At 40.5% G+C, this 19271-nt stretch carries 16 protein-coding genes, 1 pseudogene and 1 riboswitch; of the genes and pseudogenes, 7 read left to right on the top strand and 10 right to left on the bottom strand.

Translation table 11 applies throughout. From position 1 onward, the window contains the following. Window positions 1-3463: transcription-repair coupling factor (mfd, locus tag QZ488_RS16605; protein WP_293750864.1), on the bottom strand; the 3463-nt coding region annotated here is incomplete at its 3' end. Then, window positions 3463-4071: a PilZ domain-containing protein gene (locus QZ488_RS16610; RefSeq protein ID WP_293750866.1), complete on the bottom strand. Its 609-nt coding sequence runs from the start codon at window positions 4069-4071 to the stop codon at window positions 3463-3465. The genes mfd and QZ488_RS16610, both read right to left, overlap by 1 nt. A gap of 131 nt (window positions 4072-4202) precedes the next feature. On the opposite strand from QZ488_RS16610, the gene QZ488_RS16615 reads away from it, so the two are divergent. The 3 genes from QZ488_RS16615 (at window position 4203) to QZ488_RS16625 (ending at window position 6529) form a co-directional block, all read left to right on the top strand. Further along, window positions 4203-5414 carry a lipoprotein-releasing ABC transporter permease subunit gene (locus QZ488_RS16615; RefSeq protein ID WP_293750868.1) on the top strand — a complete coding sequence of 404 codons (1212 nt, stop codon included), beginning with the start codon at window positions 4203-4205 and terminating at the stop codon, window positions 5412-5414. Between the two features lie 90 nt (window positions 5415-5504). Beyond that, window positions 5505-6068: a phosphoribosyltransferase family protein gene (locus QZ488_RS16620; protein WP_293750870.1), complete on the top strand. Its 564-nt coding sequence runs from the start codon at window positions 5505-5507 to the stop codon at window positions 6066-6068. A 74-nt stretch (window positions 6069-6142) separates the two neighbouring features. After that, entirely contained in the window at window positions 6143-6529 is a 387-nt protein-coding gene (locus QZ488_RS16625) for an MmcQ/YjbR family DNA-binding protein (RefSeq protein WP_293750872.1), read from the top strand. A gap of 84 nt (window positions 6530-6613) precedes the next feature. Here the strand turns inward: QZ488_RS16625 and QZ488_RS16630 are convergent, their stop codons facing one another. Then, window positions 6614-7984: a hypothetical protein gene (locus QZ488_RS16630; protein WP_293750874.1), complete on the bottom strand. Its 1371-nt coding sequence runs from the start codon at window positions 7982-7984 to the stop codon at window positions 6614-6616. Between the two features lie 64 nt (window positions 7985-8048). Continuing rightward, a riboswitch (cyclic di-GMP riboswitch) is annotated at window positions 8049-8134 on the bottom strand. A gap of 265 nt (window positions 8135-8399) precedes the next feature. On the opposite strand from QZ488_RS16630, the gene QZ488_RS16635 reads away from it, so the two are divergent. After that, window positions 8400-9140: an NUDIX domain-containing protein gene (locus QZ488_RS16635; RefSeq protein ID WP_293750876.1), complete on the top strand. Its 741-nt coding sequence runs from the start codon at window positions 8400-8402 to the stop codon at window positions 9138-9140. A gap of 96 nt (window positions 9141-9236) precedes the next feature. Here the strand turns inward: QZ488_RS16635 and QZ488_RS16640 are convergent, their stop codons facing one another. Then, window positions 9237-10256 (bottom strand): AraC family transcriptional regulator, encoded by a 1020-nt coding sequence (locus tag QZ488_RS16640; protein ID WP_293750878.1) that lies wholly within the window; start codon window positions 10254-10256, stop codon window positions 9237-9239. 132 nt (window positions 10257-10388) lie between these two features. On the opposite strand from QZ488_RS16640, the gene QZ488_RS16645 reads away from it, so the two are divergent. Beyond that, window positions 10389-11429 (top strand): 2Fe-2S iron-sulfur cluster binding domain-containing protein, encoded by a 1041-nt coding sequence (locus QZ488_RS16645; protein WP_293750880.1) that lies wholly within the window; start codon window positions 10389-10391, stop codon window positions 11427-11429. A 24-nt stretch (window positions 11430-11453) separates the two neighbouring features. Further along, window positions 11454-12623 carry an alkane 1-monooxygenase gene (locus tag QZ488_RS16650; RefSeq protein ID WP_293750882.1) on the top strand — a complete coding sequence of 390 codons (1170 nt, stop codon included), beginning with the start codon at window positions 11454-11456 and terminating at the stop codon, window positions 12621-12623. Here the strand turns inward: QZ488_RS16650 and QZ488_RS16655 are convergent. The 5 genes from QZ488_RS16655 to QZ488_RS16675 form a co-directional block, all read right to left on the bottom strand. Next, entirely contained in the window at window positions 12620-13825 is a 1206-nt protein-coding gene (locus tag QZ488_RS16655; RefSeq protein WP_293750892.1) for an MFS transporter, read from the bottom strand. The two genes, QZ488_RS16650 and QZ488_RS16655, sit on opposite strands and share 4 nt — an antisense overlap. A 189-nt stretch (window positions 13826-14014) precedes the next feature. Beyond that, on the bottom strand, window positions 14015-14644 hold the full coding sequence (locus tag QZ488_RS16660; protein WP_293750884.1) for a heme-binding protein: 630 nt from the start codon (window positions 14642-14644) through the stop codon (window positions 14015-14017). 175 nt (window positions 14645-14819) lie between these two features. Beyond that, the gene (locus tag QZ488_RS16665) at window positions 14820-16319 is read right to left on the bottom strand and encodes an NAD(P)/FAD-dependent oxidoreductase (protein ID WP_293750886.1); all 1500 of its coding nucleotides are present in this window, start codon (window positions 16317-16319) and stop codon (window positions 14820-14822) included. Between the two features lie 50 nt (window positions 16320-16369). Further along, the gene (locus QZ488_RS16670) at window positions 16370-17260 is read right to left on the bottom strand and encodes a homocysteine S-methyltransferase family protein (protein WP_293750894.1); all 891 of its coding nucleotides are present in this window, start codon (window positions 17258-17260) and stop codon (window positions 16370-16372) included. A gap of 89 nt (window positions 17261-17349) precedes the next feature. Next, complete coding sequence (locus QZ488_RS16675) at window positions 17350-18168, bottom strand: Cof-type HAD-IIB family hydrolase (protein WP_293750888.1); 819 nt, start codon at window positions 18166-18168, stop codon at window positions 17350-17352. A gap of 276 nt (window positions 18169-18444) precedes the next feature. Here QZ488_RS16675 and QZ488_RS16680 point away from each other — a divergent pair, with 276 nt between their 5' ends. Beyond that, window positions 18445-18738: a high-potential iron-sulfur protein gene (locus tag QZ488_RS16680; RefSeq protein ID WP_293750890.1), complete on the top strand. Its 294-nt coding sequence runs from the start codon at window positions 18445-18447 to the stop codon at window positions 18736-18738. 81 nt (window positions 18739-18819) lie between these two features. Here QZ488_RS16680 and QZ488_RS16685 read toward each other — a convergent pair. Continuing rightward, window positions 18820-19271, bottom strand: a pseudogene (locus QZ488_RS16685) (U32 family peptidase); the annotation flags it as partial.

A 19271-nucleotide genomic window follows, 5' to 3' on the forward strand; every position in this document is an offset into this window, starting at 1 on the left:
TTAGCATATTGTTAAACAGTTCAAGTCTATCTTTGGCTGATTCAGTAGGCACGTTAAATTTAAGTTTTTGTGGCCCATCCAATTTGTAAATTCTTGGTTGCGACTGAATTAACTTAATAATAAAGCCAGGGTCTATTTGTGTTTTCTGCGAGAACTCTACGAATCCACCTTTGTTGGTGCCTTCCATTTTAGAGATGCCGATTATTTTGGCTTTTAGTTTGAGCATGGTCATGTCTAACAGGTTTTTAGCACTTTGTGGCAATAAACCAAATCTATCAATCAACTCTATTTGTAGTTCATTCACAGCTCTTTCATCTTTACAGCCAGCCAGTTTTTTATACAAAGACAAACGTAGATTCACGTCTGGAATATAATCATCTGGAAACAAAGCGGGTAAACGTAGATCGATATCAGTTTGCTCAGCAAGTGCGGCTTCTAGCGAAGGTTCTTTGCCTTCTTTTAGTGCTTCAACTGCTTGGTCCAACATATCCATATATAAAGTAAAACCGATACTCGAAATCTGCCCTGATTGCCCATCACCGAGTAATTCACCAGCACCACGAATTTCAAGATCGTGAGTGGCTAGTGCAAAACCAGCACCTAACTCTTCTAAAGATGAAATAGCGTCGAGGCGTTTAGCCGCATCTTTACTTAAGCGTCTTCGGTGCGGGGTGAGTAAGTAAGCATAGGCTTGATGATGAGAACGACCCACACGACCACGTAATTGGTGCAGTTGCGCTAAACCTAAATGATCCGCTCTGTCCATGACTATGGTGTTGGCTGATGGCACATCGATGCCGGTTTCAATAATAGTGGTACATAAAAGTACATTAAATCGCTGATGATAAAAATCAGCCATAACTTTTTCAAGTTCACGCTCACGCATTTGACCATGGCCTATGGCTATGCGCGCTTCAGGCACAATTTCAGCTATTTCTTCAGCAGTCTTTTCAATGCTGTCTACTTCATTATGTAAGAAATAAACCTGACCACCACGCAGAATCTCGCGCATGATGGCTTCGCGGATTAATCCTTTGTTTCTTTGCTGCACAAAGGTTTTGATCGGCAAACGTTTAGCCGGAGGAGTAGCGATAATAGACAAGTCGCGCATACCACTTAACGCCATATTCAAGGTTCTTGGAATAGGTGTGGCAGTTAAGGTTAAAATATCTACATCTGAGCGTAGCGCTTTGAACTTTTCTTTCTGGCGCACCCCAAATCTATGTTCTTCATCGATGATAACCAAACCTAAATCGTTAAATTTCAGGCTGTCTTGCAACAAAGTATGGGTGCCGACTACTATATCTACTTTGCCTTCAGCAATGGCTGTCACAGTTTGTTTTGAATCTTTAGCACTGACAAAACGCGACAACACTTCAATTCTGAAAGGGCAGTTAACAAAACGGTCTTTAAAATTCTCAAAATGTTGACTAGCAAGTAGCGTAGTAGGTACCAATATGGCTACTTGTTTACCTTGATTAGCGGCAATAAAGGCGGCGCGCATAGCAACTTCTGTCTTACCAAAACCTACATCGCCACAGACTAATCTGTCCATTGCGTTGGCTGAACCCATATCTTGGATCACGGCATTGATAGCTTTTTGTTGATCTATGGTTTCTTCAAACGGAAAACTATCATTAAAGGATTGATATTCATCCCAAGCAATTTTAAATGCATAACCTGGTTTTGCTGCACGTCTGGCGTAAACATCTAACAATTGAGCTGCTACATCACGGACTTTTTCAGCGGCTTTTTTCTTAGCTTTAGACCAGGTATCTGTGCCTAGATGATGTAAAGGTGCATGATCAATATCACCACCACTGTATCGGCTAATTAAATGTAACGAAGCGACTGGCACATACAACTTGGCTTGTTTGGCATATTCAATTGTCAGGTATTCAGTGGTAATACCGCCGGCATCTAAAGTTTGTAGACCTAGGTAACGGCCTACGCCATGTTCAAAATGCACAACTGGTTGGCCTACTTGTAATTCCGCCAAATTACGAATGATGGCATTTTCGTCTGTGCCTTGGCGCTTATCGCGTTTACGTCTGTGGCTAATTTTATGCCCAAGTAATTCAGTTTCAGTAATAAACGCAATTTTATTTTTTGGCTCTTCGAGTAAAAAGCTAAACTCAGCAGCGCCGACAGTGATACCAATAGGTTCATCGCTGGTAATAAAGTCTTCAAATTGTTCAAAAACCTTGGGTTTAATCTCTGCTTTGGTCAGAATTTCTAAAAGGCCTTCACGGCGACCCGCAGATTCAGCGCTAAACAACACTTTCACTTTTTGTTTTTGCCAGTCGGCTACATGTTGTTGAAGTGATGTCCAGGGCACTTTGTTTTGTGGTTTTAGGGCTACGTCGCCTAAGGGACCCGTGGCAAAATTGTAGCTACCATTCTTTTCTTCTAAGGCTTGGTTTTGTATTTGTACCCTTGGCCATTCTTTTAAGGCGCCGAACAACTCTTCAGAACGCATAAAAATGTCGGAGGGATGCAACAAAGGCCTAGCAAGGTTGTAACGCATTTGTTCGTATCGGTGGCTAACATCTTTCCAATAGCTTTCATGGGCTGTTTGCAAATCGCCATGCATTAATACAGTGGTATCTTGATTGAGGTAATCAAATAAAGTGGCAGTTTTTTCAAAAAACAGCGGTAAGTAATACTCTATACCGCCGGGCATCAATCCTTTGCCTACTTGGTAATAAATGGATTCTTTGCTGTTATTTGCGTCGAACTTGCTAAGATATTGCTGCCTAAATAACAAACTTGCATCTTTATCAGTAGGGAACTCTCTTGCCGGTAACAGCTTGATTTCATCTACTTTATCTCCAGAGCGTTGAGTCTCTGGATCAAAGTGCCTAATGGTATCCACTTCATCATCAAATAAGTCAATGCGATAGGGGTGTTGGCTACCCATTGGAAATAAATCAATGATACTGCCACGGATAGAAAACTCACTGTGCCCCATCACTTGGTTTACATGTAAATAACCCGCGCGCTCTAATCCAGAACGAAAACTGTCAATATCTAGTTTTTGGCAGGTCTCTAATATCAATAAATATTTACCAATATAATCCACCGGTGCCATTCGCATCATTAGCGTATTAATAGGTACTATAAATACACGGCGTTCGTTTTGGGTGAGTTGATAAAGGGTTTCTAAACGCTGGGAAACAATATCTTGATGAGGCGAAAAGTTGTCGTAGGGTAAGGTTTCCCAATCGGGGAAAAGCTGCACATCAATAGATTGGTCCTGCAAAAAATAATCGAGCTCTTTTTCAAGCTTGATGGCACTAGGCGTGTCGGCGGTCACCAATAAAATTGGGCCTGTGGCCTGTTTTGCCGCATTGGCTAAAAGAAGTGCCGTGCTGCTGCCTTGGAGATTGCCCCAATGACGAATATCATTTTTAGTTTTAAGAGTATTGTTTGGTAAAGGCGGTGAAAAAATACTGTGAGTCATTAATTGCTTTCGTTTTGGTTCTTTTTCAGGGTTTTGCGTTTACGTAAATTGGCTGCTTGTAAATGTAAGCTAGCTCTAACCAACAAGTCTTGGTCTTCTTCACGGATACAGGTAAAAATGAGAGATACATGGTACGTATCATCCACTGGCTTACAAGCAATAACTTCGGCAAAACAAAAAATTGCTGAGGCTTCTTCTTTTAAAAATAATTTTAATTCGATTACACCACCAATTGCCCATTCATTCTCACTTTCAACCATTATGCCTCCACCACCGAATTGTACGGATTGAAAGGTTTGTTCATGGTCTGAATGTTGCTGTAAAATCAATGACATCATCAAATCAATTTTTCGTGATTGATGATTAAGAAACTCGGCAAGCTCCGCAGCATGCTCACCCATACTCCGTAAAGGTCTAAGGGCCTTGCTATCGATAGTTGAGAGTTCGCTTGCCACTTGAAAAACATAAGGCATGTGTTGATGTATATCGTCTATATCAGGTAAAACAAACTCTTCTTCTAATAAGCGCATATTCAACGGGATAGCATGCTTAATCATGAAAAATTCATTGAATTGTTCATGTTTTTGTTCAAGCGATAGATGCTGCATACTCTCTCCCAGTTTTTGCTTTGCTTGTGAGATTTATCTCTAGCACGTATTATTCAACATCATTCATCAGTATACCAACAGTTAAACCTTTATTTTTTAACTAGTTTGTTGTCATAAGAGTTTCATTTTTAATGTTTTACCCACTCTCAGCCTTTATTGGACTACGGTACGCCAAAGCATCTAAAGGCAGTCACTTTATTGCGTTTATCAATTTTTTCTCGGTTGCAGGCATTGCCCTTGGGTTAATGGCCTTAATTACTGTGTTGTCGGTGATGAACGGGTTTGAAGGCGAACTTAAACTTCGTAATTTAGGGATCACCCCGCATATTTTGGTTACAAACAAATCTGATGCTGACAGTAATCCTGATACGTTCAAACATCTAAAAGGGGTCATTGCCAGTGCCCAACAGATAGATTCAGAAGGCATAGTGCAATCATCAAAAGGCTTAACCGGTGTGATGTTTCAGGGAATTCAACCTGAAGTGATGCAGCAATCATCGGTTATTGCGCAAAACATGTTAATTGGTGAGTTGACTGATTTAGTCAAAGGCGAGTATGGCATTGTTATTGGCCGAGCATTGTCTATTAAATTAAATTTACGAATCGGTGAAAAAGCCCGTTTGATGGCCTCTGAAAATAGTTATTTTGGGCCGTTTGGACGAATGTACAGCCAAAGGGTGTTTCGTGTTGTGGGTATCTTTGACATGGGCTCCGCATTAGACGATAAAGCGATATTAATGCACATCGATGATGCGGCTAGATTATTAAGAAGTAAAACCGAAAAATTAGCCCAAACACGCTTGTTTTTAGCCGATGCTTTTGATTATAAAAGTGTAGTGCAAGCATTAACAGCAGAAGGATATAGTTCTACAAATTGGCGCGACCAACAGGGCGTGTTATTTGATGCGGTGAAGATGGAAAAAAATATGATGTCGTTAATGTTGTTACTGATCATATCAGTGGCTGCGTTTAACATAGTCTCGGCTTTAGTGATGGTGGTGACCGAAAAACAAGGCGACATTGCCATACTTCTCACCCAAGGCATGACTCGTAATAATATTATGGGCATATTCTTATTTAATGGTATCTACAACGGCATTAAAGGCACAGTAATTGGGGTTGTAGCGGGTGTATTGTTGGTCACTCAAATTAATAATTTAGTTAGGTTATTCAATTTACCTATATTTCTTAGCCCAGATGGGCAAGGCCTACCTACCGACTTGCAATGGCAGCAAGTGGTATTTCTAATCATTACCTCACTTATCTTATGTTTTCTGGCGAGCCTTTATCCTGCTTACCGTGCGGTCAGAGTGAATCCCGCAGACGCTTTAAAATATGAATAAAGTGAGCTTCGGTATACAATAGCAGGCTAGTAGTTTTATTTTGCGGTAAAAACGTTAGCCACCGCGCTCTAAATTTTTAAGGTTTATCTAATGGAAAAAACGTTTATCACTGCACAACAGTTGCTTGAAGATTCATTTCGAGTAGCCGCCCAAGTTTTTGAAAGTGGCTTTCGTCCACATTTTATCATCGGTATATGGAGAGGCGGGGCGCCAATTGGTATTGCAGTGCAAGAATATTTCGATTTCAAAAAAGTAGAGACAGATCATATTGCAGTACGTACTTCTTCTTATTATGGAATTGATCAACAATCAAAAACCATCAAAGTGCACGGTTTACATTATTTAATTGAAAACGCCAATGCCGAAGACAGCCTACTGATTGTTGATGATGTATTTGATTCAGGGCGCAGTGTTGAAGCCTTAATGAAACAAATTAAAAAGTTATCTCGGGCGAATATGCCTAAAGACGTACGTATAGCTTGTCCTTATTACAAACCAAAAAATAACAAAACTGACATAGTGCCTGATTATTATGTACATGAAAGTGACGAATGGTTGGTCTTCCCCCACGAAATTTCTGGGCTAACACCGGACGAAATTATTCAGGGTAAAACTGACCTAAAAAATGTGATGCATTTGTTAACCCAAGATTAATTGTCTATTAGAATTAACCTGAATTTTAGATTAGGGTAGGTGACTACCCTTTTTATTGCCTAAGGAAAAAGTGGATGGATCAGCAACAAGCCAGAGAGTACTTACTCAACAAACCTTTTTCGGTAGAAACCTTTCCTTTTGGTGAAGACGTCTCAGTGTTTAAAGTTAAACATAAAATGTTCGCCACTTTAGCCAGAGGGAAAATGGGTAAAAGTGACAATGAAAGCGAAGATATCTATTGGATGAACCTAAAATCTGATCCCCAAGAAGCCATTATGCTGCGGGATATCTTTCCATCGGTGATCCCCGGTTATCATATGAGCAAAGTCCATTGGAATACCGTCAAACTTGACGGCTCGGTCCCCGTAGGGGAAATTCAACGGATGATGGATAATTCGTTTAATTTAGTGGTGGGTAACATGACCAAGGCCGATCAACAGTCTATCTTGCTTCATACTTGATTTACTTAACCTGAACTCTGGATAAGCGATACAGTCCAGTGCCGCTATTATCGCGCCTTATACAGAGTTCAGGTTACTTAGAAGCTAGTTGTTTCCCGTATACCAATATTTCACGACACTTTCAGCAGGTTTGCCGCGAACAGACTGTGAAATATTAGGAAAACCTTCTGAACTGGGCGTCAAGGTGTCTGATAGCCAATATCCAGTATTAATATCAACGCTGCCAATCTCAAACGAATCTTGATCGGCTAAGGCTTGCATAATGCCTTCGATACCAATAGCTTGTACTGAAAAATCGGTTACAAAAGACTCTTGAATACAAGGATCAACAGTTCCATTCTCTAATGTAGCGTTAGTGCAAAAGCCATCTTCTTTCCAACCAGTTAAGAAAAAATCCTCTCGACTTTGGACCTGAATATTTAATATTACAGGAAGCTCGATATCAGATTTTCCATGCCAGCAAGGTTGATGAATATCCAAACAGTAGATTTGAGTTCTCATATTTTCCAGCGAGGTAAGGGTTTTTTCTTTTATAAGCTCGGGTGTTAAATTAGCATTTTCTTCTTGGGTAAACTGGGTGCTACCACCTGCATTCATCGCATTGACCAATATACTGTCTACACGAGAAAAAATACGCTCGTCGTTAAACACATAACCTATTTGCCCCCAAACAATCTCACCGTCAAAATTAGCTCTGATATCGTCAATAATTTCGGCAAAACGCTCTATGTAGTAATCCTTTAATTGATCGGTAGATAAATTGATATTCATTGCATTCCAATCAGCAGCAATGCCTTTTATGCCGATTTCTTGTGCGTATGTGGCTTGAGTGAGCATATTGTTATGATGTGCATCTAAAATACTCTTAAGTTTAGCCATTGTGACTTGCTCACCAAGTTCAACAATGACCTGACGATTTATATTAGTTTGCGTAAACTGCCAAGCAAAATATATATCGATACCTAACAATCCTGCTTGCTCGACAATATATTCCACATATTTCTGAGGGATATGGTAATCAGCTAGCCTAACAACCCATGGTTCTTGGTTATTATTCCAATCACCAAAATTATAAACCCAAGCCCTTTGCACACCACTAGCTTGCATGGCTTTGAGTGCTTCAACATACATTAACTTTATATACTCGTCTTTAGAGCAATCGCCTCGATAGGGTGGAAGTAGACCTTCGTAGATCCAACTAGGGGAGTAATCTTTAAAACTGATGCCTCTAACAATATGGCTGGCTAATTCACCTCTAGGTGAAGGTAGTTCAAATTGCCCTAAATATTCATCAGGGTAATCAGATGAATGTGGATTAACACAGGAAGTCGCAGTGGGAACTGAAGAGCTTGGAGAAGTGGTGACTGATTCATTTCCACCACCTCCACCGCAGGCGTTTAAAAATGACATAAACATAATGATAAAAATGAAAATAAATAGATTTGATCTAAACATTTATAACCTTAAAAAATGAATGTCGTCCACAAACGACAATATAGAGTTGTGTAAATGTCCGTATCAATGCAACCCTTCTACCCTATGCGATGCACTTAGGTAAGTAGCTTTGCGCCTAATAATTTTCATTAAAAGTTGCCTATTGAACTTTGGATAGTACTAGTAAGTCATTTCTAGATAAAGCTATTTCCAACACACGAATAATGCTTAGATGAATACTTTAGACTGGCATTGCTGTTTAACAACGCGGACTCTGAATAATGTCTGTTGTGGAGGCCTTCTGGTTCAGACTCTAGCAGTCAATTAAACGCAAATAAATAGGATGTAAATTGTAAATATTGGCACTGGAGCCAATCAACTTATGCTTTATACTTCCTATCCTTAAGTTGATAACTTTATATATGAGTGAGAGAACTTGTTAGCATTTGAGTACAATAAATTTAACGGCATTATTATCGACAGCGCCGAAATTCCAGATGACCAAGAGGTGTTTTTACAACACTTAAGTGCCTTATTGGATCATGCCAATTTACATAAAAAAGCGGTTATCTGGCTGACATTACCGATTGATTTAGCTCACCTAATAACCATTGCCACCACCCAAGGTTTTACCTTTCACAATTGTTTGCCCACTGAAGTGACCTTGATTTTTAAATCCCAAGAAGAAAATTATGTGCCTTTTGTGCCTACCCATTCATTGGGGGCAGGGGGATTAGTGCAAAATGAATTGGGCGAGATTTTAGTCATCCGCGAGCGCGATGCCACAACCTATAAGTTACCCGGTGGTCACATAGAATTAGGAGAAAAAATCGAAGATGCGGTGATCCGAGAAGTACTAGAAGAAACAGGTATCGAGACAGCCTTTGATTCAGTTTTAGGCATGGCCAGTACTCATCCCTATCGATTTGGTAAATCTAATATCTACATAGTCTGTAAATTAGCCCCGCTATCGACACAAATCAATATTCAGGATACCCACGAAATTGATGACGCTAAATGGGTTTTGCCTGAAGACTTTTTGACTGATAAAAGTAACAGTATATTCAACAAGTATTTAGTGAAATCCCTACTCAATGCCACAGGATTAGGCAAATCAAGCTTAGACTTAAGTCAGTTTTCTAAACTTAAACATGAAGTGTTTTTGGCGGGTAATTAGCTTATACCAATCCGCATTGGAATACTGTAAAGCTTGATGGTTAAGCAAGATCAACAGTCCATTCTTTTCTATCTTTAACAGAAGCACTGACCGCGTCTAGTTACGATTATTTGTTCGATAATCACTAGGCGTCATTCCTGTCCAGCGTTTGAATGCTCTGCGAAAATTTGCCACATCTATGTAACCAAGCAAAAGTGATATTTCCTCTACCGTAATACTAGTATTGGTAAGTTGTTGGCTGGCGATAGTGTGTGAAACGTTTTCCAGTATCTGTCGGTAAGATGTGCCTTCGCTTTTTAAATGTCGATGTAGTGTTCTAGGACCCACGTGAAATCGAAATGCGGTTTTTTCTAAAGTAGGAAAGTGGCCAACTGAATTCAATAGCATTTCTCTTACTCTGTGGCTGAGCTTAGGGGAAAAGTTATTAGCCATTTTGGCTAGTTCGGCATCACACAATTGGCGCGCTTGTTTGAGCGATATAGGGTCGGCTAACCGTAAGGGAATATTTAGCATTTTAGCGGCAAAATGCATTTCATTTTTTGTTTGATTAAACTCTATGGGGCAATCAAAGAAATTAGAATATTGGTCAGCATAGTGGGGGCTGGCATAATTGAAGTGTACTGAGCTAATTTTAAGAGCAGAAAAAGTTAACTGCGAAAGTATATTGTGAAATGTAACAAACATTGCCTCTAAAAATGTGCGCTTAATGGTTTCAAACGGCATGATTTCTTTGAAAATTATTTTAAAATCTTCTGTCGTTTCTGCTATCTCAATGGAAATAAAAGGTGTGCGTGTATTGATGTACTCCTGGACCATGGCCATGGCTTCTCGAATCGAGCTGCAATTGAGCAAAGCAAATCCCAACATGCCATGTGAAGTTATGCCAATTCGCTCGCCAATATAAAGTCCTAATGCGTCATTTTCGGCCATTGTGATAGCAGAAAGAATTAACGATTCGTAAGTCGCAAAGTTAATTGTTTCTTCAGAGTTTGCCAGTTGATTGGCGGTTAAATGGTTTTGTTGTAGCCAAACGTTACTGTCTTTTTGCCAAAAATCTAGCTGTTCTTTAATTTGTGCCATGTAATAAATGGGCAATTTTAGAGGTTGGTTATGCATTAGGCAGGTTCTTCTTTTTTCTATTACTGTAACACATTGTCCATAAATGACCCCTTAATTGTCATTTTCCCCCCTCTCTGTCCATTCCTTCTCAGGCTTACAATTACATCAGATAATACGAAGGAGTTGATGATGTTTTCATTTTTTTGTGCTAAACCAGCCAATAAGTTAACCGTAAACGGTGGACGGCATATAGCCACATGCGAGCCAGAAGAAACCCTGTTGTCGGCTGCGCTTCGCTGCGATATTGCTATCTCTCATAGCTGTCGAGTTGGCAGTTGTGCAAGTTGCAAATGCAAACTGATTAAAGGCGAAGTCAAAGAGCTGACAGATAGTGCTTACGTGTTAAGTCAAGAAGAACTAGAACAAGGTTATATCCTTGCTTGTCAAAGTGTGCCCAAGAGTGACGTAGAAATAGACGTCATATTAGGTGAAGTTACTGCGCAATTAGCAGTTAAAGAATGTTCGGGAGTGATAACAGCCCAGCAGAAATTGACTCATGATATTACCCACTTAACTATATCGTTAAATGAATCGATGAATTACACCTCTGGTCAATACGCCGAGCTCAGAATTCCTGCCTTGTCCTCAGCTTTTAGGGCCTATTCTTTCGCAGCACCTAGCGGTGGAAATCAAGTCGAATTTTTTATCCGAGAGGTCAGCGGAGGAGAATTGTCACCTCTCGTTCATTCGCGAAATTTGTTAATCACCCCTGTTGAAATGCATGGCCCTTTTGGTGACTTTTATTTACGAGAGTCAGACGCTCCAATAGTTTGTGTCGCTGGTGGCAGTGGTTTGGCGCCAATAAAAGCCTTGTTACAACAAGCTTTAAAAGAGGGCGTTACTCGTGATGTTGTTTTTTACTTTGGTGCACGCACCCAACAAGATCTTTATTGCACTGACACTATCTTGGCATTAGCAAAACAGTGGCAAGGAAGGTTTACTTACATTCCAGTGTTATCTCAAGAACCAGACGATTCACCATGGTCTGGTCAAAGAGGGCTGGTCACCGACGCTCTGAGTCAAGGCTTAACGGGGGCAGAGCATGCTTACTTGTGTGGCCCTCCTAATATGATAGATGCAGCAATTGAAGTCCTTAAAACACATTGTGTGCAGTCTGCAAATATTCATTTCGATAAATTCATAAGCAAAGCAGATCTTGTAGCTGCTTAATAAAATATAAAGAGAGTAAAAGTTATGTTCGATTACTTAAAATTTTCTTCTTTTCACCTATCGGCATTGATAACAATCGTTATGATTAGTTTAGGTGGTTGGTATATTTCAATCGGCTTTGTAGTGTTTTTTGTTGTTTATATTGGTGGCGACTGGTTGTTAGGAGACGATATTACTGAGCCTGAATATAAATATCCCAAATTACTTACATGGCAGCTTTGGTTAGCGTTACCACTAATATGTATGCTGGTGTTTGTCAGCGTTTGGCAAGTTGCATCTGTGGATGTTTTTCATTTCGGGCTGACTATTGCTAGCCTTACCGGAGTGGATATTAATGCCACAAAAGAGGCCACGTCTATCGGTCATTATCTTGTACTTGCGAGTTTTGTAGGCATAAACTTAAGTATTTTGGGTACATTAACAGGGCATGAATTGACCCATAGAACCTGGGATCCCGTTTCTATGCTAATTGGTCGTTGGTTATTGGCTTTTACTTTTGATGCAAATTTTTCTATTGAACATGTTTACGGTCACCATCGTTATGTTTGCACCAAAGCAGACCCAGCAACGGCACCACGAGGTCGAAGTGTGTATGCTCATATGTTTATCTCTACAATTAAGGGTTATATAAGTGCTTGGAAATTGGAAAAATTCCGATTGTTGAAGAAACATCAAGCCGTTTTTTCATTTCGAAACGTCGCTATTAGAGGTGTTTTGATGAGTGCTTTTTTAGTTTTTTCAGTGTTTTTTATAGCGGGATGGGAAGGCGCAGTGTTTTTTATTGTTATCGCGATTCTAGGTAAATTTAATTTAGAAATCATTAATTTTATTGAGCATTACGGTATGGTTCGTCATCCTGAATTACCTGTGCAGCCAAGACATTCTTGGAATACCAATAAGCGGGTTAGTTCTTGGGCTATGTTTAATTTAACCCGACATTCTCATCATCATGCTCAGGGTGAAGTACCTTTTCATCAACTCAAACCATTTAGTGAAGCACCCATGATGATAGGTGGATATTTAACGACCTATGTGATTGCGTTGATCCCGCCACTTTGGAATAAACTTATGGTTCCAAAGGTGCTTGAATGGGATCAAAAATATGCGTCAAAAGAAGAGTTATTACTGGCCAGTGAAGCCAACAAAATGAGTGGCATAAAAGCGTTAGAAAACGTCCAATACGCTGCACTTTAATGTTTAGCTGTTTTCTTTTTATCACTAAATTTAAGAGTGAATAAAAACAAAAGAAAATAACAAGCGAACGCAAACCAATAGGGTAGCGCGCCGTCTATTGAATATAAATAGGTGCCCAATAATGGTCCAACGGTAAAGCCTAATGGTCCACAGGCACCGGCTATTCCAGCCACTGCTCCTTGCTCTTCAGATGAAACCGCCACTGAAGCGCCAGCCATAAACCCAGGCCCGGCAAGTCCCATTCCTACTCCTAGAATACACATCGACAATATATACATTGCCTCGGTTTGACTTACGGCCATAATGGCAAAGGCTAACATCATAATTGGCATGGATATTCTGAGCAGAACAAACGGCCTTACATGTAATCGAGGGATTACTAAAAGTTGTACAAATAACGCGGCAGCAGCAGAGAACATCATACTAAAACCAACAATTTTAGCGGTTTCGGTTCCATCAAGACCAAGTACATCTTGAAAGCGAAACGCGATAGTTTGATGCACAATCGCAAAACCCATAAACAAAAACACACCAGCGATGACCAATGGAAATATCCTTGGATCGGTATATTTAAGTTTTAGTGGTTTCTTTAATACTTCTTTTTTTGGTAATTCTGGTAACGCAAATAGGGTTAACACCGCGGCGGCTAGGGTGAGGAAAACCGAAAAATACAAAGGTGTGAGTAAACTAATGCTGGCGAGCAAACCACCAATCGCTGGCCCCATAATAGAACCAATATTACCAGCAGCGCCTATTGCACCCATGCCTTTAATACGATCTGCAACCGTGGTGATATCCGCCATGTAGGCATTAGCTGATGGAGCTACTGCAGCCATAACAGTTGCGTTAGCTACGCGGGTAACAATTAACAGTGCTAGGGCGGTGAGGGGAATAAGGTAACCAAGCAATGCCGCTTGAAATACGCCAGCAAACAACATTGTGCCAATTGAGTAGCCAAATAGACCAATCAGTAATATCTTTCTTCTGCCACTTAAATCGCTGGCTCGCCCCCATAAAGGACTGACCAAAAAGATAGTTAAGGATGACGAAGAAATAATCGCACCTATTTGTACTTCCACCAAACCAATTTCACGACCCAGTGGCGCCAATATGGCAAATAACACTGTTTGCGCAAATCCCATCGCGCCAGCGGCTAACAACAAAGTGCGTTTGGCTAATTTATTCGCATCCGGTTGTTTCACAGACATCGAACATTCTTCAAACGTACAGATGCATTAATGGATAACGGGTGTACAAGGTTTGCAACTGCAACGTAACACGTTGTCTGTAACCTAGGCATACAGGCTTATTTGTGTGGTTAATTGGAATTTCTTTCTCATGTTTCTTTTAATATCGATCTATTGTGTATTTTTTACTTGTTTGGAAAGCCACTACTTAACTTCAATTAACACCTCATTACGGCGCCACATTGGCAGGGTAAGTGGGCCATTGTAGCCAGCTGTTACTGGTTTGCTAATTGCATTGTAGCCGTTTTCAGCCATCCAGTTTGTAAGAATATTGGTGTATTTCTTAATATTACTGTCACTCAAGGTGCCACTAAACTGAATCGCAGCCACTTTATAATCTGTTAGCTCACTTACTTTAACCTCAGGGTTTGTTGGTTTTGGAGTGGTTGCTAATGTGAAATCTTTCGGCATAACGAATGACATTAATGCATTTTCTGCACTTTCATTCATGAAAACCGGTGACGTCATGGATATTTCGGCGCCTTTTTTAGCCGTGTTGTTTTCGTCCATAATAACGGGTGCCGTCATCGCAATTTCAGCGCGCCCTTCGTTTTCACCACTGATGTACTTGAACAGTTTCCTAAATGCGTTATTCCCACTGCCACCCGCCATACTGGTTGAAACCAATATCATTGACTCATAGTTCCGCACTTCAATATTTTGCTCTTTGTCTGACATTATCGATGTATAAGGCGCGGTATCTACTTCACTCTGACCCACTACCGAACATCCAGTGACAAACATAAACGACAAGATCACCAATAATAATTTCACATTACATCCTTTGATTAAGATTACTTACTACCCAAATATTTGAGTCTTAGCCTGGAATTTTGCTAAGGTGAAGATTAGGTAGAGATTGTTTTGTGAGATTAATACGTAGATCTTTTAAATAAAGTTTCATGATTAAAATAATGCTTAACACACATATGTTTTGCAGAGCCAAATGTCACTTTGATTTGTTCTTAGGTTGGGGGTTATTAGGTTGAATAGTAGAAAAAACAATACTGTCATCGACCACAGACGAGTAGTGCAGGCTTAAACTATCAAGTATGTAGTTTTGATTGAGTTTCCAAGGTTTGTCTCGCCCTTGTTTTGGCATTTTGTCTAATGCTCTAGTAATGTAGCCAGACGTGAAATCAATAAAAGGTTCTGATTCAATGCCATTCGCAGGCAACACCGGCTCACAGTAGTCATAGTGATGTTTGTGCATATGGTTAATCAAGCGGCACACATATTGGCCGACTAAATCAGATTTAAGGGTCCACGACGCATTGGTATAACCCATTGAAAATGCAAAGTTAGGTAAACCATTCAACATCATGCCTTTGTAACAATAACTGTCGGCAACACTAAAGGGTTTTTGGTCAACGCTGAGTTGATATGAACTGAGTATTTCTAGATTGAGACCTGTTGCGGTCACAATAATATCGGCCGCCAACTCTTCACCTGATTGCAACTTCACGCCAGTCTCAGTGAATGTGTCTATGTGTTCGGTTACCACACTTGCAGTGCCACTTTTAATTGCACTAAATAAATCACCATCTGGTATCAAACATGCTCGTTGATCCCAAGGTTGGTAGCTGGGGTTGAAGTGTGTATCAACCGGGTAATCTTCTCCCAAGGCATCAATTACGCCTTGTCGTATGGCTTTTTTAACTTTCTCGGGGCGGCGTCTCGACAGGTTAAATAACAACATGCCTTGTAGAATTTTTACCCAGCGAATAATACTGTAGGCTAGTTTAACCGGTAGATAACGACGAATGACATTAGCAAACACATCTTGTTCTGGTCTGGATGCAATATATGTAGGTGAACGCTGCAGCATAGTCACATGTCCAGCAGTAGCGGCTAATGCTGGTACTAGGGTGACAGCGGTGGCTCCACTTCCAATCACAATAATGTTTTTCCCGGCATAATCTAAATCTTGCGGCCAATGTTGGGGATGAACAATATCACCGGTAAAGCGCTCAATTCCTTTAAATACAGGTGTGTAACCTTTTTCATAATTGTAATAACCGGCACCGGAAAACAAGAAATGACTCGTGTATTGGCAACATTCACCGGTTTGTACATTTTCAATTTCAGTTAACCACTTGGCACTTGCACTGTCCCAGTTGGCCGAAATGACTTTATGTTCGAATAAAATATGTTTATCGATACCGTTTTCACTTGCCGCTTCTGCAATGTATGTTTTGATATCTTCGCTAGGGGAGATGGCTTTTGGGGTGCGCCAAGGTTTGAAATTAAAACCAAAGGTAAACATGTCGGAATCAGAGCGAATACCGGGATAACGGAATAGATCCCAAGTGCCGCCAAGTGAGCTTCGCGCTTCAATAATAGCGTATTTTTTGCCTGGACAATGTTTCTGCAGGTGATAGGCCGCGCCTATACCCGAGATGCCAGCACCCACAATTAACACCTCTACTTGAACGGTTTTAATGCTCACGTTATCCACTTCCTTTTATGCAACTGTCATTCAACTGCTAGGTAGAATGCCTATATATAGCCTTCACTACAAAGTTTGTTATACAAAGCCTTGATATGTGCCGGGCCAATTTCGCAGCAGCCACCTATTATTGTCGCACCATTTCTGGCCCAGCTTATAGCATGTTCAGCATATTGCTCGGGGCTTAAGTCTTGGCGCATTTCGAGTTCTTCTACAGTATCACCTGGATATAAAGAGTCGATTGACACAAAACCATTAGCGTAAGCACCAATCTTTCGTTGTTTATTGTTTAACAGCGACCAACAGGCACTGATGGCTTCAGGTTGGCTACAGTTTAATAAGGTTGCTTGGGTATCAAAAGAGTCAAGTGCAAGTAAGGCGTTTTCTAATGATTCACCACTGCGTAATTGTGTTTGGTGTTTATCACTTACCGTTAACGCTAGCCATACAGGTTTACCGCTTTCAATTGCAGCCGTGCAGGCAGCGCGCGCTTCAGTAATAGAAGACATGGTTTCACAGATAAACATATCACTGGCGAGCGCTTGTAGTTCGACTAAGCGGCGGTAGGTGTCGAGTGAGTCTTCAAAAGAAAGGCTAACATCGGGGCGATAACTCGCTACCAACGGTGGCAGGCAACCTGCAATGGCAACATCATCACACTCGGCTATTTCAATTGCGTCTTTGGCCGCCTTCATCGCTTGCTGATGAAGGTGGGTTAATTGATCCAGTTCACCGTCTCGTTTAAGACGTTGCGGTGTGGCTGTATAGGTATTGAGTGTAATAACCCTAGCTCCACTATTAATGAATTCACTGTGTAAGTCTCTGACTAACAATGGTTCATTCAGCATAATGTCGGCAGACCATAAAGGCGTGACCTTACGTGAACTTTTGCGTAATAGTTCTTGGCCCATACCACCATCAAGTAAGGTGACTTTACTCATTTTGTTATCATCTGTTTTTAACATCTCAACCCATACAGACTGTTATTTATAGTTGTTTCAAAAGTCGAATATTTGTTAGCAGGCATGAGTTATAACGAAAAACGCTCCCGCAGAAAATGCGCAATGCCATCTTTGTGGTTATGCCCAATAACAGAAGTAGCCGATTGTTTAATTTCATCTTTTGCATTTTCTGGGGCATAACACTCATCGGCAAGGGCAAACATACTTAAATCGTTGTCACCATCACCAAAACAGATAACCTTACTGGCGCCTAATTGCTCTTTCAAATTAGTTACAGCAGAGCCTTTATTGGCGTTACGATGATGCACATCTAACCACCAAAAATTATTACCTTCTAATGCAGGCCCCGTGTAGGCAATGAGATTGTCATGAGAATTAAGCGTTGCCCACATAGCTTTAATCACGTGCTCAGTACTGATCATACTGATGTTTGTCACTTGGCTATGACTGGGTAGGGCGCCAATAGGTAATACCTTGGCTTTGCTACTAGAAAAGTACTTGTCGATCAGTTCTTTTTCTACATCATGCCTTGTTGGTGCATGATAAATGTAATGTTGATGTCCATCGATAACATTAACAAAAGGTGTAATCCCATGTGCAAACGCCAATTCAATAATGAATGCAAGTTCGTCGTTGTTAAGTAGATTATCTAGGGTAAGTTTTTCGGTTTTAGGATCCCAAACTGTGACCCCATTATTGAAAATTTGCGGCAAGCTAAAATCATGCCCCTCAACAATACGCTGAGCCGACAGCATGGTGCGGCCCGTTGCCAATGTGTAGGCAATGTCTTTGTCATTTAACAGTAACAGTGTTTCTTTGGTAAACGGCGATATTTCAGATGCATCGTTTAATAACGTGCCATCTAAATCAAAAAATATAAGTTGCATAAACAGTGACTAACTCAAGATTATGGGCAAGTACCTTGCCCTGATTGTAATAATACACAGATTAACCAATGCCTACGTTATGTTCGGTCATTTAGTTTAGAACAGTAAAAATTAAGATTAATAAGTTTGTTGTCGATCTATTTTCTCTGTTTTAAGTATTCAATGGTGTGGCAACAAAATCGTTGACTCAAAAAACTCGCCCTACTGGCGAGTTTTTGCATTTTAGGCATAACGTAAAAGAGAATCATTTTTATTTTACAACTTAGGATATCAATTATGAATAATGTAAATCGCCGTGATTTTTTAAAATTAACCGGCTCGTCTGTTATCGGCTTAACTTTTGGTAGCGTGGCATTGCGCGCTAACGCTCAAGAGCAAGTAGCCCTTGATAATCCAACGGCCGTAGCCCTTAAATATGTACATGCATCAGAGGTGGATGGTCAAAATTGCGACAATTGCCAGTATGTACAAGGTGAAAAGGGCAAAGAATGGCGTCCATGCGCCTTTTTCCCAGGTAAAGTTGTGAATGCCAAAGGCTGGTGTGCTGGGTGGGTGCAAAAAGCCGGATAAAGCTGCTTTTAGATACTTATACCATTATGTTAGCGGCTATCTAGACAGGACTAGGCTACCCAAAAAGTAGCCTAATTCTGTTTATAAACCAGTATGGTACTGACTCACTGTTGAGTCTGTGACCATAGTATTTAATGTAGCTTCTACTGCTTGTTCACCGGCTAACAGTTGTTCGAATTGGCGGATCAATTCTACTTTGTCGGGTGACTGTTTATCACCGGCGCCAATGTTGGTTAAATCAATCATGAACCCATCAAATAAATCAGACAAATCATTAATGACCTGCATATTCAAAAACTGATCGTTGTTGTAGATACTCGGGTAACCGGCTTTTTGTTTATCAATCGCAAAGGACACACCTTTTAAATTAGTAATGCTGGTTGATTTATCACAAGACAACATACAACCATTATCGATGCGCGGTTTTTCACAGCCTACACTTTGTTGGAAGAAACACTGGCGGCTGGTCATTAACAAAATCGGATGATAGATGCTGTAGAACAATTTAAAGTTCGCAGGGCGCGCAATGTTTT

Origin of the sequence: uncultured Paraglaciecola sp., assembly GCF_913020055.1 — a bacterium.
Taxonomy (GTDB): Bacteria; Pseudomonadota; Gammaproteobacteria; order Enterobacterales; family Alteromonadaceae; genus Paraglaciecola.